Origin of the sequence: Thermosipho affectus, assembly GCF_001990485.1 — a bacterium.
GTDB classification, from domain to species: Bacteria; Thermotogota; Thermotogae; order Thermotogales; family Fervidobacteriaceae; genus Thermosipho; species Thermosipho affectus.
The window spans coordinates 51244-74426 of record NZ_LBFC01000022.1 but is presented as its reverse complement, the minus strand read 5'-3'; the positions used below and the strand labels follow the sequence as shown (position 1 = coordinate 74426).

The 23183-nt window shown below is 32.4% G+C and carries 21 protein-coding genes and 1 other RNA gene; 5 read left to right on the top strand and 17 right to left on the bottom strand.

Features of this window, described 5'->3' with window-relative positions; genetic code table 11:
• Window positions 1–59: 59 nt before the first annotated feature.
• From fusA to XJ44_RS07130, 17 genes are read right to left on the bottom strand one after another with little or no spacing between them, the layout of a single operon-like run.
• Complete coding sequence (gene fusA, locus XJ44_RS07210) at window positions 60–2117, bottom strand: elongation factor G (RefSeq protein WP_077198546.1); 2058 nt, start codon at window positions 2115–2117, stop codon at window positions 60–62.
• Window positions 2118–2168: 51 nt separating this feature from the next.
• The gene (locus tag XJ44_RS07205; RefSeq protein WP_077198545.1) at window positions 2169–2456 is read right to left on the bottom strand and encodes a hypothetical protein; all 288 of its coding nucleotides are present in this window, start codon (window positions 2454–2456) and stop codon (window positions 2169–2171) included.
• Window positions 2457–2471: 15 nt separating this feature from the next.
• Window positions 2472–2981, bottom strand: a complete 510-nt coding sequence (locus XJ44_RS07200; RefSeq protein WP_077198544.1) for a hypothetical protein — start codon at window positions 2979–2981, stop codon at window positions 2472–2474.
• Window positions 2978–4771 (bottom strand): polysaccharide biosynthesis protein, encoded by a 1794-nt coding sequence (locus XJ44_RS07195; RefSeq protein ID WP_233119536.1) that lies wholly within the window; start codon window positions 4769–4771, stop codon window positions 2978–2980. Before XJ44_RS07195 ends, XJ44_RS07200 begins: the two co-directional genes overlap by 4 nt.
• Window position 4772: 1 nt before the next feature.
• Window positions 4773–6023, bottom strand: coding sequence for a UDP-N-acetylglucosamine 1-carboxyvinyltransferase (gene murA, locus XJ44_RS07190; protein ID WP_077198542.1), 1251 nt, complete (start codon window positions 6021–6023; stop codon window positions 4773–4775).
• A gap of 9 nt (window positions 6024–6032) precedes the next feature.
• Entirely contained in the window at window positions 6033–6626 is a 594-nt protein-coding gene (locus XJ44_RS07185) for a diguanylate cyclase domain-containing protein (RefSeq protein ID WP_075666305.1), read from the bottom strand.
• A gap of 1 nt (window position 6627) precedes the next feature.
• Window positions 6628–7242, bottom strand: a complete 615-nt coding sequence (locus XJ44_RS07180; RefSeq protein ID WP_077198541.1) for a hypothetical protein — start codon at window positions 7240–7242, stop codon at window positions 6628–6630.
• Entirely contained in the window at window positions 7239–8252 is a 1014-nt protein-coding gene (gene mreB / locus XJ44_RS07175; RefSeq protein ID WP_075666303.1) for a rod shape-determining protein, read from the bottom strand. Before mreB ends, XJ44_RS07180 begins: the two co-directional genes overlap by 4 nt.
• Window position 8253: 1 nt before the next feature.
• Complete coding sequence (gene alaS / locus XJ44_RS07170) at window positions 8254–10833, bottom strand: alanine--tRNA ligase (protein ID WP_077198540.1); 2580 nt, start codon at window positions 10831–10833, stop codon at window positions 8254–8256.
• A gap of 12 nt (window positions 10834–10845) precedes the next feature.
• The gene (locus tag XJ44_RS07165; protein WP_077198539.1) at window positions 10846–11667 is read right to left on the bottom strand and encodes a phosphatidate cytidylyltransferase; all 822 of its coding nucleotides are present in this window, start codon (window positions 11665–11667) and stop codon (window positions 10846–10848) included.
• Complete coding sequence (gene uppS, locus XJ44_RS07160) at window positions 11664–12341, bottom strand: polyprenyl diphosphate synthase (RefSeq protein WP_075666300.1); 678 nt, start codon at window positions 12339–12341, stop codon at window positions 11664–11666. Before uppS ends, XJ44_RS07165 begins: the two co-directional genes overlap by 4 nt.
• A gap of 1 nt (window position 12342) precedes the next feature.
• On the bottom strand, window positions 12343–12900 hold the full coding sequence (frr, locus tag XJ44_RS07155) for a ribosome recycling factor (RefSeq protein WP_077198538.1): 558 nt from the start codon (window positions 12898–12900) through the stop codon (window positions 12343–12345).
• Between the two features lie 45 nt (window positions 12901–12945).
• Complete coding sequence (locus XJ44_RS07150) at window positions 12946–14088, bottom strand: hypothetical protein (RefSeq protein ID WP_075666298.1); 1143 nt, start codon at window positions 14086–14088, stop codon at window positions 12946–12948.
• Window positions 14078–15775, bottom strand: coding sequence for a GspE/PulE family protein (locus XJ44_RS07145; RefSeq protein ID WP_084758784.1), 1698 nt, complete (start codon window positions 15773–15775; stop codon window positions 14078–14080). Before XJ44_RS07145 ends, XJ44_RS07150 begins: the two co-directional genes overlap by 11 nt.
• Window positions 15756–16811, bottom strand: a complete 1056-nt coding sequence (gene ftsZ / locus XJ44_RS07140) for a cell division protein FtsZ (protein ID WP_075666297.1) — start codon at window positions 16809–16811, stop codon at window positions 15756–15758. The genes XJ44_RS07145 and ftsZ overlap by 20 nt, the downstream gene beginning before the upstream one ends.
• A 2-nt stretch (window positions 16812–16813) precedes the next feature.
• On the bottom strand, window positions 16814–18079 hold the full coding sequence (ftsA, locus tag XJ44_RS07135) for a cell division protein FtsA (RefSeq protein WP_077198537.1): 1266 nt from the start codon (window positions 18077–18079) through the stop codon (window positions 16814–16816).
• Window positions 18080–18084: 5 nt separating this feature from the next.
• Window positions 18085–18567 (bottom strand): DUF4894 domain-containing protein, encoded by a 483-nt coding sequence (locus XJ44_RS07130; protein WP_232218175.1) that lies wholly within the window; start codon window positions 18565–18567, stop codon window positions 18085–18087.
• 39 nt (window positions 18568–18606) lie between these two features.
• Here XJ44_RS07130 and rnpB point away from each other — a divergent pair.
• The 5 genes from rnpB to fliI all read left to right on the top strand — a co-directional run bounded on the left by rnpB (window position 18607) and on the right by fliI (window position 23171).
• Window positions 18607–18928, top strand: an RNA gene (rnpB, locus tag XJ44_RS07125) — RNase P RNA component class A.
• Between the two features lie 43 nt (window positions 18929–18971).
• A complete protein-coding gene (gene fba / locus XJ44_RS07120; RefSeq protein ID WP_077198536.1) occupies window positions 18972–19907 on the top strand; it encodes a class II fructose-1,6-bisphosphate aldolase in 936 nt (311 codons plus the stop codon).
• Window positions 19908–19929: 22 nt separating this feature from the next.
• On the top strand, window positions 19930–21150 hold the full coding sequence (gene ackA / locus XJ44_RS07115; protein ID WP_077198535.1) for an acetate kinase: 1221 nt from the start codon (window positions 19930–19932) through the stop codon (window positions 21148–21150).
• 40 nt (window positions 21151–21190) lie between these two features.
• Window positions 21191–21874, top strand: a complete 684-nt coding sequence (locus XJ44_RS07110) for a FliH/SctL family protein (protein ID WP_077198534.1) — start codon at window positions 21191–21193, stop codon at window positions 21872–21874.
• On the top strand, window positions 21867–23171 hold the full coding sequence (gene fliI / locus XJ44_RS07105) for a flagellar protein export ATPase FliI (protein WP_075666292.1): 1305 nt from the start codon (window positions 21867–21869) through the stop codon (window positions 23169–23171). The genes XJ44_RS07110 and fliI overlap by 8 nt, the downstream gene beginning before the upstream one ends.
• The last annotated feature ends 12 nt before the right edge of the window (window positions 23172–23183 follow it).

The following is a 23183-nucleotide window of genomic DNA, read 5'->3' as shown; positions in this document are numbered from 1 at the left end:
ACCTACAATTATTCCTTAAAAAAATGCGGGGCTTTTAGCCCCGCAAGATTTAAAACTTATTATTCTTGTTCCATTTCTCTTTTTCTTTCTTGAATAATTTTTTCTTGAACGTTTGGCGGAACAATATCATATTTCGAAAATTTCATAGTGAAATATCCTCTACCACTTGTGATAGAAGAAAGTCTACCCGAGAAATCCAACATCTCTGCAAGTGGCACTTCAGCTGTTACCTTTGTAACTCCTTTTCCTGCAGGTTCCATTCCATGTGGTCTACCTCTTCTTGAACTAATTTCTCCCATTACATCTCCTGCATTTTCATCTGGTACAAATACAAAAACTTCCATTATAGGTTCAAGTAATACGGGTCTTGCTTGTTCAAAAGCCTTCCTAAATGCCTGTATTGCAGCTATTTGGAAAGAAATATCAGAAGAATCAACTTCATGATACGAGCCATCAAACAATGTAACCCTAATATCAACTACAGGAAATCCTGCAAGTGATCCTTTTTTCATAGCCTCTTTGATTCCTTTTTCAACAGATGGAATAAAGTTTTTAGGAATTACCCCTCCAACTATTTTATCAACAAATTCAAACCCTTTTCCTCTTTCAACTGGCTCTATTTCAATTTTCACATGTCCATATTGACCATGCCCGCCTGTTTGCTTCTTATGTTTATGTTCACCAATCGCCTTTCCAGTAATTGTTTCTCTATATGCAATCTTTGGCTTTCCAACTTCAACATCTACACCAAATATGTTCTTTAATCTTTCAACCATTACATCCAAATGAATATTTCCAATACCCGAAATAACTGTTTCCGAAGTTTCAGGATCAAACTCCCAACTAAACGTTGGATCAGAATCTGCAAGTCTTGCAAGTCCATTACTAATTTTATCAATATCTGACTTGGATTTTGGATTTATACTCCTTGAAATCATTGGCTCTGGGAATTCAGGTAATACAATCTTTAATCTTCTATCTTTATGAGTCATTGTATCTCCAATGGCACTCTCTTTCAATTTTGGAATAACAATAATATCCCCACAAGTTGCTTCAGAAGTTTCTTCTGTATTTTTTAATACAGGATAGTAAATATGCCCAATTTTTTCATTTACCCCTCTATTAACATTAACAAGTGTATCACCTGCGGTTAATTTTCCACTAATTACTTTCAAAAAGCTCAACTTACCGACAAATTGATCCACTATCGCTTTAAAGGTGTATGCAACAACGGGCTCACCTTCTGATGGAAGAATCTCAACTTCATCACCAGATTCAAGAACTGCTTTATACGCATTTCCTTCTAGTGGATTTACACCTAAAATTGACATTACTTCCAAAAATTTATCAACACCTATATTTTTTTCGGCAGAGCCACAAAATACTGGAACAATTTCACCATTTTTATAACCAATTTTCAAAGTTTTTAAAAGCTCTTCAGAACTAATATCTTCATCTGCAAAATATCTTTCCATTAATTCCTCATCCAAAGAAACTATATCTTCAATCATGGATGATCTTAACTCTTCTACTTTATCTTTTAGTTCTTCGGGAATATCTATTTTTTTTGCCTTCCCACTTTCGTAAACAAATGCTTCTCCCGAAAATACATTTACAATACCCGTAAAGCTATCTTCTTTACCTATAGGGTAAAAAACTGGAACAAACTTTCTTTCAAATCTTTCTTTTAAACTATCTAATGCTTCTTCAAAATTTGCCCTTTCTTTGTCCAGCTGATTAATAAACACCGATATAGGTTTTTTTAATTCCTCAGCTATACTCCATGTTCTTTCAGTTTGAATTTCAACTCCAGCTGTTGCATTAACCACTGAAACTATATTTTCGGCAACAAATATCGCATTTATAACATCACCAACAAAATCACTAAAACCCGGTGTATCAATAACAGTAAATTGATATCCATTAAAATCAAATTTTGCAACGTGTGAAGAAATACTTGAGCCTCTTTCTACTTCAATGGGATCAAAATCTACTTCTTTATTTCCAACTTTATCAATCTTTCCTCCATTTACCAACATCGCAGATAAAAGTATGCTTTTACCACAACTATTATGTCCTATCAGAGTAAGAGTTCTTTTTTTATCAACAGCACCCATTAGCCCACCTCCATTTATTTTTATTGCAATCCCTATTATATCACATTTTAGTTACTTTTTCTTTACAATATATCCTAAGCCTACTTCTATTAGCCCAGCACTGACTAGTACCAAAATGAAATCAAAAAATGTTAATTTTATATAACTTAAACCATGCAGTATAACTATAATCCCCAATATAATAGCTGCAACTCCTTTTGGAAATTCCTTTATTATCCTATAAAAACCAAATACTCCAATAAAAAGACCAAAATAAAATATTAGAGAAAATGAAAAAGAAAAAAATATAGAAAATAATAGCAACACTCCTATTGATAATAATACCAAACCACTTATCATGCTTTAACCTCTTTTTTATATAAAATAATCAGTTAATTCAGTTTCAATCTCTATTTCATAATCATCTTGATTAAACTTTACTTCAAAGACGTTGTTAACCAAATATTCTAACACTAAAATTGCCAGTGCTTTATTTGTTAATTTTTCTGTTTTTTTACTGTCAACTACTACGTAAGCTACATCTCCGTCTAAAAATAACCCTTTAATGGCACTCTTTGCACCTTCGGAAATCGCATAATCTAAAACTAAACCAGATGGTAATACAATCTTTTCAGAAAATCCCCTCAAATTAGAAAAATCTACTTTGTCTATATTAGTGTATAATAAACCCTTGAAAAAAATCAAATCTTTTTCTTGATTTGTTTCGTACAATTCTAATCTTAAACGCCCTATATTCTCATTTAACTCTACCGAAAAATTAATTCCTTGCTCTGAAAATTTAGATATCTCGTTTAAAATTTTGGAAAAATCATTCTTTTTTTCTTTTTTTACATATTTAAATACAAATGAATCTATAAACTTCATTTTAATCCTCCTTTAAATTTAAATTCTGGAACAATTCTTCTAGCAATGCCAACAGCTTTCTCAATATTTCCTACTAACAAATTCTCCATTATCTCTTTAGAAAGATTTTTAATTTGTTCAGTTGAAATTGGAACCGAAAAATTCACAGAATATATCTTAGGATGTTCTGTTTTTAACGGAACCTCGTAAGGATAAAATAATTCCTCGTATAATTTTTCGCCTTCTCTAATTCCAGTATAAATTATATCAATATCATCCCTCCCTAGAATCTTTGCCAATTTTTTTGCAACGCTTTCAATATATATCTGCTTTCCCATATCCAAAACAAACAAATTTCCATTCAAAATAGTTGATTGTAAAACTAGCGAAACAGCCTCTGGAATACTCATAAAATACCTTCTCATTTCCGGATGAGTTATCGTAACTGCTCTTCCATTTTCAATTTGTTTTTTAAATTTCCATAAAACACTCCCACGACTTCCAATAACATTACCAAATCTGACAATTGAAAACTTTACAGGGCATTTTTTTGCTAGAACATAAAGTTCTGAAATTCTTTTACTCAACCCCATAAAAGATGTTGGATTAACCGCTTTGTCTGTGGAAATAAATACAAATCTTTCAACATTAAATTCACATGAAAGTTCCACCAAATTCACGGTACCAAATACATTTACCCTAATAGCTTCATATGGATTTTCTTCCATTAAAGGAACATGCTTATGAGCTGCCGTATGAAAAACAATATCGGGACTATACTTTTTAAATACTTCCCTCATCCACTTCGAATTTTCCACATCCCCAATCACCCTTGAAACTTCCAAATTGGGAAATTTTTCTCTTATTTCCTCGTTAATTTCATAAATACTGTTTTCTCCTCTACCCAAAAGAATAATTCGATTTGGTTCTTGAAAAGCTATTTGTCTACAAATCTCAGAGCCTATACTTCCACCAGCTCCTGTTATCATAACAACTTTATCTTTTATATACTCCCTTATTCTGCTCAAATCAACCCTTACAGGTTTTCTACCGATTATATCTTCCAAAGAAATTTCCCTAATATCTTCAATTCTGATTTTATCTTTAAAAAGTTCTTCGAAAGAAGGAATAACTTTTACTTTTGTTTTCTTTAGATCTATTTTTTCAATTATACTATTAATTCGTTGACTATTTAATTCTGGTATAGCAATTATAATTTCATCGTACGAAAATAACTTTAAATATTCATCAATTTTTGAAAGAGGTCCAAAGACCTTCCTTCCAAATATTGTACGGCCAATCTTATTTGTATCGTCATCTATAAAACAAACAACATCACCAATACCAGATTTCATTATTTCTTCTGCAATTGAAACAGCTACATCTCCAGCTCCAATTATCAAGTATTTGTTTTCTACACTTTTTTTTATTTCTATTATAAATTGATAAAAAAGTCTTACACCAACTAGTAAAATAAATGAAGATAAAAACATTACAAACCCAACTGACCTTGGTAAAACTATTCCCTTATAAAAATGAAAAAATGACAAAACGAGTAAATAAGAAATAACAGAGGCTCTAAAAAGCTTCAAAAAATCCTTTTGGTTTGCATATCTCCACACCACTTTGTAATTTCCATTAAAAATGTATACCAACGCTGAAATTATAATGTATACGTATATTGACTCATCGTATTTTCTCATCTCAGAAAAATTAAAACCAAATCTAATAAAAAGAGCTAAAATTCCAGCTATTAAAGTAGAGAATACGTCTACAAAAAACAACAAAACCTTTCTATTCAAAAAGATCACCTCAAATTACGTGTTTAATATTTCCACCCAATTTTTTAAATTTATACGCTATATTTTCATACCCTCTTAGCGCATGAAAATCATTATGTACTTCTGTTTTTCCTTCGGCAAGGAATCCTGCAATGATAAGTGCAGCAGTTGCACGTAAATCGGTTCCCTCAACTTTGGCTCCACTTAATTTTTTGACGCCTTCTACTATCGCCGTTCCATCAAATATTCTTATCTTTGCCCCCATTCTAACCAATTCATCTACGTGATGAAACCTATTTTTAAATACATTTTCCATTATCATACTAGCCCCATTTGCAACAGATAAATAAACCATAATTTGAGGTTGTAAATCAGTGGGAAATCCTGGATAAGGTTGTATGTTTATATTAATAGACTTTTTCCTATTTTTACCATTTACATAAACATATGAGTCAAATATGTCAACCTTTGTACCTGTTTCTTCCAATACTTCCCATAATATCTCTAAATGTTCTGGGATTATACCTTTTACAACCCCTTCACCACCTGTTGATGCTATAGATATAGCATAAGTCCCCGCTTCTATTCTATCTGGCATTACACTATATGTTCCACCTGAAAGTCTTTTAACTCCTTTTACTATAATTTTTCTCGTTCCAGCACCAACTACATTCGCTCCCATTTTGTTCAAAAATTTCTGAAGATCAACAATCTCTGGCTCCATTGCAGCGTTTTCTATAACAACTTCTACACCATCTAATAATGCAGCAGTTGTCATTAAATGTTCTGTTGCACCTACACTGGGAAAAGGTAATGTAATAAAAATTTCCCCTTCACTTTTTCCTCTTTTTGCAAAAACCTCGCCATGTTCAATTTCTATACTAAAACCAAGTTTTTTTAACCCCATTATATGATAATCTACTGGCCTAACTCCTATTGCACACCCCCCTGGCAATGAAACCTGCCCCTCTCCTAACCTCAACACTAAAGGCCCTAAAACGTTAAAAGAAGCTCTCATTTTTCTTACTAAATCATATGGAATCACTTTATTCTTAGCAACTCCCGAAATCCTAACAATGTTATTTTCAAAATACACATTTTTGCCCGTCTCTTTTAGAATATCAATCATCGTTCTAATATCAAGCAAATCGGGCACATTACGTAACTCTATTTCATCATCAATTAATATAGTGGCTGCCAAAATAGGAAGCGCTGCATTCTTAGCACCTGAAATAACCACTTCACCATTTAATACAGATTTTTCTAGCACAAAATATCCCAATTTAATCCCTCATTCTTTCACAATATTTAATAGTTCTTCAAGGTTTGTTGAATCGTAAGGATATGTAGCCATTTTTATGTCAAACTCCACTTCTGGAAGTTTAATATTCATTAAACTTTCTATTCTATCCTTTACAACATTTGCATTTTCTTTTGAAATTTCGGTCAATAGCACTAAGAATGAATCATATGAATATCTTCCAATACTATCTAAAGGAACTCTAACCGATTCTCTTAAAACTTTACCTAAGGTAATAATAATTTGTTCCTTTTCAAAATCTTCTTTTTCATTTATTCCTCTCAACTTAATCAGAATAATAGCATATTCAAAGTTTTCTTCAAATGCTTTTTGATGATAATAGCTTATTAATTTCAATATATGTTCTTTCGAATAAACCCTTGTTAACGGGTCAATCATTCTCTTTGTTCCCAAATCTTTTATAAAATCATCAAAGGCTTCAAATTGCTTCTTTACAATCTCTGAATATTCAGTAAGCAAGCTTTCAAGCTCGTTTTGTCTTGTTTTGAGTAATAATAACTCATCTTCTAACTCTCTAATTCTAACTATCAATTCCTCTTTTGTCATTTTTTCATATTCACCCATTCTATCTCCTCCTAATATAATCTTCTAATAAAAAAAAGTGTGTATTTAGATTGAAATTTGTAAGATTTAAATAGACCTTCCCATCTTTTATATAACCCAACCTAACACCTAAATTGTGCAAATAAACTCCATATGGTAAATACTTTGAATAATATATATTTCCATTTTTTACTTCTACACTATCAAAAAATTCCAAATTTCCATTATCAAGCAACGCTTCAATTTCAAACTTATCCGTTACCACCGTAACTTCAAATTTATCATACCACCATTTTTTTACAAAAACAAAATTACCAGTAGTATTTACTATCCCAAATAACCTTTTATCATTTGTTAATATCACACCAGTAGCATCTACTCCAAAAAAGTAAATCCCCTTTTCAGAAAAACTTAAGGGAACTAATTCATCCTTTTCGATGCCAAAATACACCATTTTATATTTTACATCATCATCAAATAAAGTATTTAAACCTTTTCTTAGTAAAAAAAACGGATAAGATGTTTTTTCAAAAAATACATTTACACTTTCCAAAACTTTATCTTCAAACATATAATTAAAAATAAAAATAAAGATAAGTAATAAAAAAGATAACATCAGAATTTCTACTTTTTTCATTCATTTCTCCTCAATCTTGATAATATTGAAACTTTATCAAGTACCATCCCTGCACCACGTGCTACGCAAGTCATAGGTTCATCTGCAACAAACGCCTCTATTCCCGTCTCTTTCTTCATCAACGTAGTAATACCCCTAAGTAGTGCTCCTCCACCTGCAACTACTATTCCTTTCTCTGTAATATCTGCCACTAACTCCGGAGGAGTCTTTTCCAAAGTTGCCTTTGTAGAATCTACAATTTGCATTATTATAGGTTTCAAAGCTTCTCTTATTTCACCACCTCTTAACACAAGCCTTTTTGGAAGTCCGCTTGACAAATCTATTCCGGTAATGCTCGTTTCAAGTTCATCATATTCCTTATCTGGAAATACATTTCCAATCTCAATTTTAACCCTTTCTGCTGTTCTCTCACCAATTATCACTCTATACACTTCTCTTACATATTGGATAATCGCCTCATCAAGTTCATCTCCCGCAACCCTAATTGAAGTCCAAGTAACAAGACTTCCCAAGGAAATAACGGCAATTTCGGTAGTACCTCCTCCTATGTCCACTACCATATTGCCCGTTGGTTCCTCAACATTCAAATTAGCACCGATAGCTGTAGCCATAGGTTCTTCTATTAAAAAAACTCGTTTTGCACCAGCTTCATTACCTGCCTCAAGTATTGCCCTACTTTCAACTTCAGTAATTCCCACAGGTACTCCAACAACAACCATGGGTCTGAAAAATGAAAAACCATTTTGAGCTCTATTAATAAAATAAGTAAGCATAGCAAGTGCTACATTGTAATCAGCAATAACTCCGTCTTTCAATGGCCGTATTGCTTTTATATATGAAGGAGTTTTTCCAATCATATTTTTTGCTTCATTTCCAACTTTTAAAACTTCATCATTTTCTACATTTATTGCAACAACCGAAGGTTCATTTATTACTATCCCTTTATCTCTTACATAGACTAATGTATTAGCAGTCCCCAAATCTATCCCCATATCGTATCTTTTAAACATACTAACACTCCTTTAAAATTTCAACTAATTTTTTCTTTGCATCACTTATCTTTGAAACTTCTTTGCCACCTGCCTGGGCAAAATCTGGTCTTCCACCACCACCGCCACCTAAAACTTTAGATAAAGTTTTTGCAATTTCACCAGCATGTAATTTTTTTAAGTCTTTTCTTCTTTTTACTATCAACACTACCTTATCATTTTGTTTGTTAAAAAATACTACAAGATCCACACCCTTATCAATTATCCTATCGGATATCTCCCTTAATGTCTCAACTTCCAATCCTTCAAATTCTTTAACTAAATACTTTATGTTACTTTCCAAATTAACTTCTTCCAATAACTTCTCAACATTAACCATATTTTTCTGAAATTTTTTGAATTTTGATTCCAATAACTTGATATCTGTTTTCAATTTTTCAATTTTTGCAAATACATCCCTGTCATTTGCTTCAAGTAAATTTTTAATCTTTTTCCAATTATTCTCCAGAGATTTTAAATAATTCAAACTAACCATTCCAGTTATTGCCTCAATTCTTCGCACACCAGCACTAACTGAACCCTCACTGATAATTTTAAACAATCCTATTTCTCCAGTATTTTTTACATGTGTACCTCCACACAACTCTTCACTAAAATCTGATACTTTTACAACTCTAACTTTATCTCCATACTTCTCTTCAAATAATGCCATCGCTCCTTTGCTAACAGCCTCATCATAAGACATAATTTCCGTTTCCACATCTATTGCTTCTAAAACTATTTTATTTACAAGCTTTTCAACCTCTTTTATCTGCTTTTCTGTTAACGCTTCATAATGCGTAAAATCAAACCTCAATCTTTCAGGTTCAACCAAAGAACCTGCTTGTCTAACATGAGTCCCCAATATCTTTCTTAACGCCGCATGCAATAAATGCGTTGCTGTATGATTTCTTGCAGTAGCTTTTCTTTTATCCATGTCCACCCTTGCAACACCTTTATCACCAACTTTTACCCTTCCCTTTAACACTCCTTTATGAACTATTATTCCTTCAACGGGTAAATATACATGTTTGACCTCAAAATTACCATTTTCAAAACTAATTACACCTTTATCGGAAACCTGTCCACCTTTTTCAGGATAAAAAGGAGTAACATCAAAAACCAACTCACATTCTACGTTTTCAACACTATCGACAAAATCATCTGTCTTAATCTTTAAAACTTTTACATCTGTCTCTAGTGTATCGTATCCTACAAATTCTGTGTGAAAATTCAAAGACTCATATTCTGTTCTTTCAGAAAATTCAACTTCTCCTGCTGCATTCCTCGCCTTTTTTCTTTGTTCCTCCATGTATTTATTGAAACCCTCTTCATCAAGTACATATCCATTTTCATTTGCAAGATCCTTTAAAATATCCAGTGGAAATCCATAAGTATCGTATAATTTAAAAGCAGATTTTCCATCTATTTTTCCCCCAGATTCTCTGACAACTTTTTCTACAATTTCAAGTCCTTTATTCAAATTTTGTAAAAACCTCTCTTCTTCTCCATGAATAATTTTTTTAACAAAATTAGATTTCTCCACAATTTCCGGGTAAATCTTTCCCATTTTCTCTACTACAGCATCTACAACATTGTACAAAAATGGCCTATCTGCTCCAAGTAACTTACCATGCCTTGCAGCCCTTCGTAAAATTCTTCTTAAAACATAGCCTCTTCCTTCGTTAGATGGAAACACACCATCGGAAATTAAAAATACTAAAGCTCTAATATGATCAGCAATAACACGAATTGATACGTCCTTTCTCTGATCTTTTGCATAATCAACTTTCAAAATATCAGAAATCCTATTTATAATAGGTAAAAATAAATCAGTATCAAAGTTATAATATACGCCTTGCATCATTGCGGCAATTCTTTCCAACCCAGCACCTGTATCGATATTTCTTCTCTTCAAAGGTAATAAATTTCCATTTTCATCTTGATAATATTCCGTAAAAACTAAATTCCATATCTCCACAAAACGCCCTTCTGTATTTGCAGGATTTGGTTCTTTGCCATCTGCAGTTTCAACTTCCATACCTGTATCGTAAAAAATTTCAGTGTCCGGTCCACAAGGACCTGTAGGACCCGCAGGCCCCCAAAAATTATCTTCCTTTCCCAACCTTAAAATTTTTTGCGAAGGTATTCCTACATTTCTCCAAATTTCGTATGCTTCATCATCTTTTTCATACACCGATATCCACAACTTCTCTTCTGGTATTTTTAAAATTTGTGTTATAAATTCCCATGCCAATTCAATTGCCTCTCTTTTAAAATAATCACCAAAAGAAAAATTTCCAAGCATTTCAAAAAAAGTATGATGTCTTGGTGTTCTTCCCACATTCTCTATATCAGTTGTTCTTATACATTTTTGACACGTTGCTATACGTGTATAAATAGGATCAACCTTTCCCCAAAAAATAGGTTTAAAAGGAACCATACCCGCAACTGTAAACATTAATTGTGGGTCATCTGGAATCAAAGAAGCACTAGGTAAAATTTTATGACCTTTCTTCTCGAAAAATTCTAGAAATAGCTGCCTTATCTCTTCGCTTTGCATACAGTTACCTCCTTAACCTACAAAAATTTTCAAAAATATAAATATAATCGGAGCAACAAATAACAATCCATCTATTCTATCTAACATTCCTCCATGTCCAGGCATAAATTTTCCTATATGCTTTAAACCATATGCCCTCTTTATAGCAGATTCAAAAAGATCTCCCAATGTATCAAATAGTCCTGTAATTATAGCAAAAGGCACAGAATACAAATAACTAATATTAGTATTGCATTGAAAAAAGGTTTTCATAACATAAAAATAAATTAAAACATAAATAAATGTACCAAAAATTCCTCCAAAAAGCCCTTCATAACTTTTATTTGGACTGTAAACTTTAGATAATTTGTGTTTCCCAAAAGCAAGACCAAAAAAGTACGCAAAACTATCATATGCCCAGGATAGAGTTAATGTTAGTAAAGCCAGCGATGCACCATAATATTTATAAAGTGGAATAAAAAAAGAAAGATTAAATGAAATGTAAATCATAGATATGGAAAAAACACCAAAATATTCCATAACTATATCTTTATTCTTTACCAAAACTAATGTTACTAAAATACCCATTATAAATAATACACTAAACAATTCCATAGAAAAATTTATAAACCATAAACCAAACAAAACGGGAAATGCGGAAACAATGATAATATACAATACAATTACTCCCATTTTTTTGTACTTCATCAACGTTGAAAAATATAACTCAGAACTTGCCAAAAAAACAATAGCGGAAACTAGCCCTATCAAACTTTGATACGAAACAAAGCATATAACAACAACCGGCGCAACAATTAATGCGGAAAAAAGCCTAACTTTGGTTTCTTCTTTCACTTTATCCCCCCAAATCTCCTATTCCTTTTGAAATAATCATCTATCGCCTCTTGCAAATCTTTTTCTGAAAAATCTGGCCACAAAACATTTGTAAAATAAAGTTCACTGTACGCAGCTTCCCATGTTAAAAAATTACTTAACCTCATTTCTCCAGAAGTTCTAATTATCAAATCTGGATCAGGAATTTCAGGTCTATAAAGAAACGAATTAAAAATATTTTCATCTATTTTCTGTAGTCCACTCTCTAAAATTCTATTAACAGCATCTATTATCTCTGCTCTCCCTCCGTAATTTATTGCCATATTTACAACTATTCTCTCATTATTCTTCGTCTTTTCTTCATATTCTCTACAAATATTGTATATCTTATCACCCAATTCTTTTAGACGTCCTGAAAAGACTAGTTTTACTCCTTCTTTATCCATTCTTTCGTAAAATTCAGCAATTTTACTCTGCAGAAGGCCAAAGATAAAATTTACTTCTTTTTTCGGTCTTTTCCAATTTTCCGTTGAAAATGCATAAAACGTGGTGTACTTTACACCACGTTTTGCAGACCATCTTACTACTTCCTCAATTTTATACGCTCCCTTGTAATGACCATACATTCTAGGCTTATTTTGTCTTTTCGCCCATCTTCCATTTCCATCCATTATAAAAGCTATATGCCGCAACATATTAAAACTCCATTATCTCCTTTTCTTTCTTCTCAAATAACTTATCCAACTCTTCAACATATTTGTCAGTTAAGTTTTGTATTTCCTTTTCTAACCTTCTTTCATCATCCTCAGAAATTTCTCCATCTTTTTTCATTTCTTTTAACACCTTTATACTATCTCTTCTTATATTCCTAACGGCAATTTTCCCATGTTCAACTATGTCTTTTGCTTTTTTTACCCATTTCTGTCTTTGTTCTGTGGTTGGAGTAGGAAATACCAATCTAACAACATTACCATCATTCATTGGATTTAATCCTAAATCACTACTTTGAATTGCCTTTTCTATAGCTCCAAGTAAATTTTTCTCCCAAGGCTTAATAATCAACGAACGTTCTTCTGTTACATTTACCGTTGCAACCTGATTTACTGGAGTAGGCACTCCATAGTAATCTACTTTTATTTCTTCTAAAAGTGCAGGAGATGGTCTTCCTGTTCTCAATTTTTTTAATTCTTCATCAATCGAATTCACACTTTTTTTCATCTTTTCTTCCGTTTCCTTTATAATAGGTTCCTTCATCAAAACACCTCCCAAATTATTTGTTATTTTCCTTTATGTATTATATCACGGAACATTTAAAGTTAAAACTTTCGAAATCTCATTGTCGGAAACTAATCTGAAAATTATCGTGTGCTTTCCACTATTTTCAAACATTAAAGGAAGTTCAAATAAAGTTACCCCACCATATTTGTTTAAAAAAACCTTCATATTACTAACTTCATACGAATAATTTTCTTCTGGAACTAACACATTTACCTTTCTTATCAAAATATACCTTTCTTTATTTTTGAGATTATTTATCTCAAAAGAAAATTTAACAGGTGAGTTTTTCTTCAAATATTCATCGGAATATATTCTTAATTTTAAATCTTCTAAATTTCTTTCTACCTCATTTACAACCAAAAATTTATTTAAAATCTCATTTAGCTGTCCGTTAATAACTAAGCTACACTTTAAAGTAAATATTCCCGTTTTTTCGGCTAAAAATGGTTTTGAAGATTCCAAAAAAAGTCTTTCACCACTAAAAAGTTTGTATTTTCCTAAATTTATATCCTTAAATGATTTACCTCCTAAAATCCACTCTAAAGATTCTACATTAAGTTCCACAGATGTAGATGTCTTATTTTCAATAACAATTTGTGGATAAATTTTTTCACCAACTATATAAAATGGATCCATAGATATTTCTTTTAATATTTCTTCTTTGACATTGAAAGTATTTTCAACTTCTATATCTTTTCCATTTAAGTTTAAATTAACTACAATTTTATAAATTCCAGCAGTCAAATTCTTAATAGTGACTTCTCGCTTTAGATCAAAAACCAAGACACTTGAAAGTTTATCAACATTAGAATTTACACTTGAATTGTAGTAGAAATTATATATAGGGATATTTTCTTTTAAAATTTTAAAACGGAAATTATTAATCACAAAACTTTGCAAAGCATTTCTTGTATTTATAAGATAAACCTTTGCATCAATCTCTTCGTTGGAAAAAAACTCAGTTTTATGTTTAATAATAACCTGAAATCCATTCACTAAATTTGGATTTTTTACATTCAAACTTTTGAACAAGAAAAAAATAACAAGAACAACTACTATATTTATAAAAAGTATATAAATACTTCTTTTTCTATAACCTTGAATTTCTTCTTTTAGTTTTTTTTCCTTTTCCTCCAATTTTTTCTTATATTCTTCATTCCTCATACATTCCACCTGTCACCCTTATAATTTCCTCAAGAGTTGTTTCTCCATTCAAAACTTTGTAAAGACCATCCTCAAATAAAGTACGCATCCCTCCCCGCTTTGCAGCCTTTGTTATCTCTGAAAGTGATACCCTATTATTTATTAAATATTTTAATTCATCATTTACTATTAAAACTTCATTAATAGCGGTTCTACCTTTATACCCAGTATTATTACAAGCTTCACATCCCACTGCTACTTTTTGTTTTAAAGGTATCTCAGGAAAAAGCTTTCTAGCAAATTCTGCATACTCTCCCTCAAGGGATACCTCTCTTGCACAATTATTACAAACTCTTCTCACCAATCTTTGGCCAATTACTCCAATCAATGAAGAACTGATAAGACTTGGATCAATCCCCATATTCAGCAATCTATCAATTGCACCTGCTGCAGTATTTGTATGCAACGTTGATAAAACTAAATGCCCAGTTAGTGATGCCTCAACAGCCAAATTTGCTGTTTCCTTATCCCTAATTTCACCGACCATTATGATATCTGGATCTTGTCTTAAAAAGGCTCTTAGATACTTTGCAAATGTAAGACCTATTTCCGGATTTACTTGACATTGCGTGACACCTTCAATAGTATATTCTACTGGATCTTCTGCTGTAACTATATTTACAGCTTCATCGTTAAGGGAATTAATTATTCCAACCAATGTAGTACTTTTTCCACTACCAGTTGGACCAGTAACCAATATAATTCCATATGGATGAGTTATCAATTGCTTAATTCTTTCATAATTATAATCACTATAGCCCAATTCTTCTAATTTTTTATTTGATTGAGAAACTTTTAAAATTCTCATGACAACCTTTTCTCCATTAACAGACGGCATCGTGGAAACCCTAAAGTCATACTGTTCAGAATTTAAATTCATAAAAAACTTGCCATCCTGTGGTATTCGTCTTTCAGTGATATCAAGTTTTGATAGAATTTTTATCCTTGCCACAACAGAACCATGACTACTTTTTGGATATTCCGTTATTTTCTTTAAAACTCCATCAATTCTATATCTAACAACAACATTTCTCTTCCCAGTAGGTTCTATATGAATATCGCTTGCATCTAATTCAATAGCATGTGTTAATAAATTGTTTACTAATCTAACAACGGGGGTATCTTCATTTTCTATTTCACCCAAATTTTCTTCCTCTTCTTCTCCTTCTTCATTCTCATATAATGATTCTGAAACTTCAAACTCCATCTTTTTTTCCGATGAAACTTCCATTAAAACTTCTTCAAACATATCAGGTGCTATAAGATACACTTCTATCTCTTTCCCAAAAAGAAACTTCAACCTTCTTTTTATCAAAGAAATGTTATATACGTTATCTGTAACAACTACTATTTTATCTCCATCAAGCTTTATTGGAACTGCCCTTAATTCCTCCATCAATTCTCTTTTCATATTCAAATTCAATGTTGGATCTACTTTGGGCTTTTCGGCAAAATAAGGTACTTCATACTGCTTAGACAATGCTTTTACTATCTGATTCCAAGTACAAAATCCCAATTCAACTAAAACTTCTCCAATTGGCTTTCTTGTCTTTTTTTGAACCTGTAATGCATATTCCAAATCTTCTTTTGTAATTATCCCCCTATCAATTAAAATATCCCCCAATCGTTTATACTTTTTTTCCATCATTTCCCATTACCTCCAACCCAAATTTAAACAAAGCAGGAATATCTTCTTGACTGTATAAAAAGTCTTCTTCTCTCTCAAGACCTGTTGCAATCAAAGTCACTCTTACTTCATCTTCAGGCATTTCAGGATCAACATTTATACCAAGTTTGAGATCTGCATTCTCACTGCATGTTTGTCTTATTATAACAGCAGCTTCCTGCATCTCATGTAATTTAAAACTATTAGATGCTGTTATATTTAAGATTATTGAATTTGCATTTTCAATAGGATGTTCAACTAATTTACTTTCAAGCGCATTTCTCGCTGCAATTGTAGCTCTATTTTCACCTTTACCAACACCTATTCCAAGCATTGCTGCTCCCGCATTTCTCATTACAGATTCAATATCGGCAAAATCTAAATTTATAATGCCCCTTTTGGTAATTAATTCGGAAATACCTTTTATACCTTGATACAATGTTTCATCTGCCTTTTTGAAAGCATCAACAAAAGTTATATCTGAAGAAAACTCCTCCAATAACTTATTATTACTTATCTTTATTAATGTATCTACGTGTTGATGTATTTTTCTAATTCCCTGCATTGCCGCTTTCCACCTTGGATCACCTTCAAAATAAAACGGTGTAGTAACAACTGCAACAGTTAAAATCCCCAAATTTTTAGCAATTTCTGCTATAACTGGAGCTGCACCAGTACCAGTACCGCCTCCAAAACCTGCTGTAATAAAGAGCATATCAGTTCCCCTTAATATTTCTTCTAACTTCTTTTTATCTTCAAGTGCTGCCTCTTCACCAACTTTTGGATTACCACCAGCTCCTAAACCTTTGGTTAATTTTTCACCAATTTGCACAATTTCATCCGCTTTACTTACTTCAAGAACTTGTGCATCTGTATTAACGGCAATAAACTTCACATCATCTATACCAGACTCAACCATTCTATTCACGGCATTACAACCTGCTCCTCCAACACCAACAACTTTTATAACAGGCATTATTTTTGAAAAACTCTCTTCTTTTTTTACATTAAATGCCATATTTATTCCCCCTTAAACAATTTTCTAAAAAATTCACCAAATCCAAAAGAACTTTTTGATTTATTCTTACTGGATATAAATTCTGAACTCTCTTCTTTTTCAAATTGCAAAACATTTCCAAATACCGCTGAAAATTGCGGATCAGACAATATTTGTTCATTCTCCTCAATGATAAATTCATCTGTATTTACAAAGCTTCCAACTCTCACAGAACATTTCAACACATCGGAGGCCACATCTGTAATCCTAGAAATTTTAGCACCTCCACCAGTCAAAACCACACCACCTGGTATTCCCAAATCTTTAAATTCTTTATAATCTAACATTGCATCTCTATAAATTTTTCTAACGTTCAAGAAAATTTCCCTTAATCTTGCATAAATTATTCTTGCAAGAAGTTCTCTATTTACCTCTAAATTCGTTCTGTTATCCAACGCCTTGTATTCTATAACACTTGGTTCAATATTTTCAAAAACAGCTATTCCATAAATCTTTAAAAGTCTTTCTGCTTCGTTTATAGATGTCTTCAAAACCCTCGCTATGTCTAATACAACATGCCTAATCGATTTTTGAATTCTCACAAATTTTATAGGTGCGTTGTTCAAGAATATGGTAACCACAGTTGAATAGTGTCCCAAATCCACATGTACAACTCCACTATCCTTTTCAAAACTAGTCAAAACAGCTTCTGCCGCTGAAATAGGAGATATGAAATATTCTGCCTCTCCTATTGTATCCCTTGTGGCATAATCTACAATACTTCTATGCATATTGTCACCAATTATAAATGAATAAACACCTTCTAACTTTTTCGCATTCATGTTAACAGGATTAAAAACTATTTTCTTTTCATCCAAAATATATTTCTTTATATATGAATGATAAACATTATTATTATCCCCAAGTATAGTTCCTAAAATCAAACTTTTCAACTCTTCTACGTGTTTCTCATTAATGGCAACAGAACTTTCAGATTCGGTAAGTATTAATTCTTCCCTAATCTCCTGAAGCTTGAAATTCCCCACACTTGAAGAGACCAAAAAATCTCCTTTTAAATTTTTTCCAATTTGTTCCTCCAAATTTTCAATCAAAACATTCATAGATTCATTAAGCGCAACAACATCCTTTATTTCTCCTGATTCAATTCCTTTGGACTTAATGGTTGAATATGCAATAACTTCTTTCCCATCATTAGAATAATTAATCACAACTCCTTTTATACTATGATTACCTATATCTATAGAAGTTACAGGATCCCATTTACCCATATATTTCACCTCGCCTTTATTAACCTATCATTAGAAAAATAATAAACCTCGTTTGGTTCAATATATTTATACACTATTTTCAACTTTTCAAAATAAACTTTAAAATCAAAATTCTCATTAAAAAACACTTTTGAATTATTGTTTAATACCATGTAATTTTCAACAAAATTTATTTCATACACAAAGTTAGGTATACCAAAAGATAGATTTTTCAAATATTTTTCACTAACCTTCCCTCTAAAATAATCTATTTCATCTATAGGAATCACAATCACAGGCAAAGAAGAAAATACTTTATAATTATCTACTATGTCAATTATTTTACCATTTGAGGAAACTATCCACAAATTATCTTCATATGGTAAAATAAACCTAGGGACGTTATTAGACTCCTCGACATAATTTAAATTACTTTTTGGATAATAGAAAAACAAAAAAAAGATGAATAATACGCTCCACAAAAATATAATCTTTTTATCAAACATCATAAACTATTTTATCATAAAATTATGAAAATATGACAAACTGGAGTGGAGCGTGGAGGCGCGGCACTTGCCGAGGAAAGTCCGGACTCCATGGGCAAGGTACCGGATAACGTCCGGAGGGAGTAATCCCTGGACAGGGCCATAGAGAAGAAGACCACCTATATGGTAAGGGTGGAACGGTGAGGTAAGAGCTCACCAGGTATGGAGTAATCCATACGCTTGGCAACCCCTACCTGGAGCAAGGTCAAGCAGGGCTTGGGTGGCCCGCCCACTAGCCCGGGTAGACCGCTCGAGGAATTTGGTAACAAATTCCCAAGATAGATGCCTCCAGCAACAGAATCCGGCTTACCGCTCCACTCCTAAATATTAAAAACAATTTATTTTTCATATAAAAGGAGGTTGAAAAAATGTATGTAAACACAAAGGAAATTTTGGAAAAAGCAAGTAAAAATTATTACGCAGTTCCTGCTTTTAATATTAACAACCTAGAGTTTTTAATCGCTATTTTACAAGGAGCTGCAGAAAAAAAGGCGCCCGTAATAATAGAAACAAGTGAAGGGGCAATTAAATACGCTGGAAATGGTGATCCTTTAAGAGGAGCAAAGTTTTTCGTAGAAACCGTCAAAAACTACGCTGAAACACTAGACATTCCAATTGCACTTCACCTTGACCACGGAAAAAACTTAGAATATATTGCAGCTGCAATTAAAGCCGGGTATTCTTCTGTAATGATTGATGCTTCACACGAAGTTTTCGAAAAAAATCTAGAAATTACAAAAGAAGTAGTTAAATGGGCACACGCATCCGGTGTATCCGTTGAAGCGGAATTAGGACAATTAGCTGGAATTGAAGACAACGTTATGGCTGAAGAAAATGTTCTAGTAGATCCAGAACAAGCAAAAATATTTGTAGAAAAGACAGGCGTAGATTTTCTTGCTCCCGCCATTGGTACAAGCCACGGTGCATTCAAATTTAAAGGGGAAGCAAAATTAGATTTTGAAAGACTTAAAAAGGTTAAAGAATTAACTAAGATTCCATTGGTGTTACACGGTGCATCCAGTGTACCAAAAAAATTCGTAGAACTTGCAGAAAAATACGGGGCAAATCTGGGTGGTGCAAAAGGTGTCCCACAAGAAGATATTAAAGAGTGTGTTAAACTAGGAATAAATAAAGTAAATACAGATACAGACCTTAGAATAGCATTTCTTGCCGGTCTTAGAAAACATCTTCTTGAAAATGAAAAAGAATTTGATCCGCGAAAATATTTCAAACAAGGTATGGAGTTTGTGAAAGAAGTAGTTATGGAAAGATTGGAATTCCTTAATGCAGCCGGGAAAGCTTAAAATTTTAAAAGGGGGAATCAAGATGGTTGTTCTCGTTGTAAACAGTGGCAGTTCGTCAATTAAATACCAACTTCTTGACATGGATGATGAAAATGTACTTTGCAAAGGTATAGCCGAAAGAATTGGTATTCCTGGAAGTAGAATAGTTCACAAAAAAAACGGAGAAAAATTTATTGTAGAAAAACCCATGGTTAATCACGACGAAGCACTCAAAGCCGTACTAGAAATTTTAAAAGACGAAAAAATAGGGGCAATTAAAGACTTTAACGAAATCGATGCAGTGGGTCATAGAGTTGTACATGGAGGAGAAAAATTCTCTGGCTCTGTATTAATAACTGATGAAGTTATAAATGCTATTGAAGAGTTTTCATACCTTGCACCTTTACATAATCCACCAAATCTTATGGGCATAAAAGCTATTATGAAATTGCTTCCCGGTGTCCCAAATGTAGGAGTTTTCGATACCGCATTCCATGCCAAAATGCCTAAAAAAGCCTATCTCTACGCAATACCATATGAATATTATGAAAAGTACAAAGTTAGAAGATATGGGTTCCACGGAACAAGTCATAGATATGTTTCAAAAAGGACTGCGGAATTGTTGGGACTCGACTATAACAATTCCAAAATCATAACCGTTCACCTTGGTAACGGTGCTTCTATTGCCGCGGTTAAGAATGGAAAAAGTATCGATACTTCAATGGGATTCACACCTCTTGAAGGTTTAGTTATGGGAACTCGTTCTGGAGACCTTGATCCATCTATAGTTACATTCTTAATGGAGAAAGAAGGATTATCCGCCGAAGAAGTCTACACAATATTAAATAAAAAAAGCGGAGTTTTAGGATTGTCCAAAAACTTTAGTTCTGATATGAGAGACATAGAAGATAAAGCACTTGAAAATGATCCACTATGCAGATTAGTACTCGACATATATGAATATAGAATCGCAAAATACATTGGAGCATACGCAGCGGCAATGAATGGCGTAGATGCTATATCATTTACTGCTGGGGTAGGAGAAAATTCACCAATTACTCGTGAAGAAATTTGCGAAAATTATCTAAGTTTTCTAGGAATAAAAATTGATAAAGAGAAAAACAACGTAAAAGGCAAAGAAATGATAATTTCAACTCCTGATTCCAAAACAAAAGTTTTAGTAGTTCCAACTAATGAAGAATTAATGATTGCAAGGGATACAAAAGAAATAATTGAAAAAGGTCTCAAACAACTTGATTATTAATCGGCTGGCATTCGCCAGCCCTTTATTAGAGGTGTTAAATATGATAATAAAAAAAAGATACGTGTATATTGACACTCCTCAAGTAATTAACAAAAAAAATGTAGAAGAAAAAAAAGAAAAAGAAGAGGTAAAACAACAAGCTGATATTATTAAAAACGCACAAAAAAAGGCAAATGAGATAATTGAAAAAGCACAAAAAAAGGCAAATGAGATAATTGAAAAAGCAAAAAAAGATGCACAAAAAATTTTGGATGAATCGATAAGGGAAAAAGAAAATCTAATTAACTCTCAAAAAAAGGCTACTTATGAGAGTATTAGCAAATTAAACGAAAGAATAAATTTTTTAATACAAAAATTCGACGAGAACATACTAAAAATTGTGGAACAATTTGAAAATGACTTGTTCCAGTTAACAAAAATAATTATTTCAAAAATTCTTGAAAAAGAAATAGATGAAGAGATAACAAAGAGAAAATTAAACAAAATTTTAACTCACATCGCTGGAATGAAAAATGTAAAGTTATACTTAAATCCTGAAGATATCAAACTATTAGATCCTAACATTATCTCTCAACTAAACAATAAAGGGATTGAAATAATAGAAGATTCTAAAGTACAATTTGGTGTAATCGCAGAAACCGAAATAGGAAATATCAATACTGATCTAAAATTTCAAATGAAATTAATCAACGAAATTATAGATGAGGTTCTTAAAAATGGATAAATTTGAATTTTTAAAAAAGAAATTATTGGAATTTGAACCCTATCAAAAAATAGGTGCAGTAAACAAAATAGTGGGACTAACAATTGAATCAAAAGGGCCTGATGCCTTTCTTGGTGAACTATGCAAAATACTTACCGAATATAGAAAGGCATATGCGGAGGTAGTTGGATTCAATGAAAGTGGTGTCATTCTGATGCCTCTTGAAGACATCTCTGGATTAAAAAAAGGGTGTCAAGTACTAAGAACGGGACAACATGTAAGTATTCCAGTTTCAGAAGAGTTGCTTGGAAGAGTTATAGATGCCCTTGGAAGACCACTGGATGGTAAAAAGATCTTTTCAAAAGAAAAGATCCCCATTGTAAGAGAAGCTCCAAACCCTTTGATTAGAAAGAGAATAACAACACCTATATCTGTTGGAATAAGAGCAATTGACGGTTTTTTAACCCTTGGATATGGTCAAAGAATAGGAATATTCGCAGGGAGTGGTGTTGGAAAAAGCACACTCCTTGGAATGATAGCCAGAAACACCTCAGCAGATATAAATGTAATATCGTTAATTGGTGAAAGGGGAAGAGAAGTAAGAGAATTCATAGAAAAAGATCTAAAAAAAGATGGATTAAAGCGCTCAATAGTTATAGTTTCAACTTCGGATCAACCTGCTCTTTTAAGAGTTAAAGCTTTACTAACGGCAACTGCTATCGCAGAATACTTTAGAGATAAAGGATATAATGTCCTTTTAATGGTCGATTCTTTAACAAGGTGGGCAATGGCACAAAGAGAAGTTGGCCTTGCTACTGGAGAACCTCCAACAACTAGGGGTTATCCACCTAGTGTTTTTGCAGGTCTTCCAAAAATTTTAGAACGAGCGGGAAATTCAGATAAGGGAAGCATTACGGGAATTTACACTGTACTTGTAGAAGCAGATGATTTTAATGAACCTATTTCTGATACAGTACGTGGAATTGTAGATGGTCATATAATACTATCAAGAAAACTTGCAGAATCAGCCCATTATCCAGCCATTGACATATTAATGAGTGTGAGCAGATTAATGAACGACATTGTTACTAAAGAACACAAGATTGCCGCTATGAAACTTAGAGACTTAGTTGCAACATATTACGACGCAAAAGATTTAATAGATGTTGGTGCATATAAAAAAGGTACCAATCCTAAAATAGACAAATCAATTGAACTTATAGAAGAAATAAATAAATTTCTAAAACAATCAATCGATGAAAGTATGTCCTTTGAAGACACGGTACAATACTTGATTTCAATCGCAAAAAAAATTTAGGGGAGGAAAATT

Bases quoted from the DNA above. Each gene is read 5' to 3' on its own strand.
- fusA (WP_077198546.1), bottom strand. From the start codon at position 2,117: ATGGGTGCTGTTGATAAAAAAAGAACTCTTACTCTGATAGGACATAAT.
- XJ44_RS07205 (WP_077198545.1), bottom strand. From the start codon at position 2,456: ATGATAAGTGGTTTGGTATTATTATCAATAGGAGTGTTGCTATTATTT.
- XJ44_RS07200 (WP_077198544.1), bottom strand. From the start codon at position 2,981: ATGAAGTTTATAGATTCATTTGTATTTAAATATGTAAAAAAAGAAAAA.
- XJ44_RS07185 (WP_075666305.1), bottom strand. From the start codon at position 6,626: ATGGGTGAATATGAAAAAATGACAAAAGAGGAATTGATAGTTAGAATT.
- XJ44_RS07180 (WP_077198541.1), bottom strand. From the start codon at position 7,242: ATGAAAAAAGTAGAAATTCTGATGTTATCTTTTTTATTACTTATCTTT.
- mreB (WP_075666303.1), bottom strand. From the start codon at position 8,252: ATGTTTAAAAGATACGATATGGGGATAGATTTGGGGACTGCTAATACA.
- alaS (WP_077198540.1), bottom strand. From the start codon at position 10,833: ATGCAAAGCGAAGAGATAAGGCAGCTATTTCTAGAATTTTTCGAGAAG.
- uppS (WP_075666300.1), bottom strand. From the start codon at position 12,341: ATGTTGCGGCATATAGCTTTTATAATGGATGGAAATGGAAGATGGGCG.
- frr (WP_077198538.1), bottom strand. From the start codon at position 12,900: ATGAAGGAACCTATTATAAAGGAAACGGAAGAAAAGATGAAAAAAAGT.
- XJ44_RS07150 (WP_075666298.1), bottom strand. From the start codon at position 14,088: ATGAGGAATGAAGAATATAAGAAAAAATTGGAGGAAAAGGAAAAAAAA.
- XJ44_RS07145 (WP_084758784.1), bottom strand. From the start codon at position 15,775: ATGATGGAAAAAAAGTATAAACGATTGGGGGATATTTTAATTGATAGG.
- ftsZ (WP_075666297.1), bottom strand. From the start codon at position 16,811: ATGGCATTTAATGTAAAAAAAGAAGAGAGTTTTTCAAAAATAATGCCT.
- ftsA (WP_077198537.1), bottom strand. From the start codon at position 18,079: ATGGGTAAATGGGATCCTGTAACTTCTATAGATATAGGTAATCATAGT.
- XJ44_RS07130 (WP_232218175.1), bottom strand. From the start codon at position 18,567: ATGATGTTTGATAAAAAGATTATATTTTTGTGGAGCGTATTATTCATC.
- fba (WP_077198536.1), top strand. From the start codon at position 18,972: ATGTATGTAAACACAAAGGAAATTTTGGAAAAAGCAAGTAAAAATTAT.
- ackA (WP_077198535.1), top strand. From the start codon at position 19,930: ATGGTTGTTCTCGTTGTAAACAGTGGCAGTTCGTCAATTAAATACCAA.
- XJ44_RS07110 (WP_077198534.1), top strand. From the start codon at position 21,191: ATGATAATAAAAAAAAGATACGTGTATATTGACACTCCTCAAGTAATT.
- fliI (WP_075666292.1), top strand. From the start codon at position 21,867: ATGGATAAATTTGAATTTTTAAAAAAGAAATTATTGGAATTTGAACCC.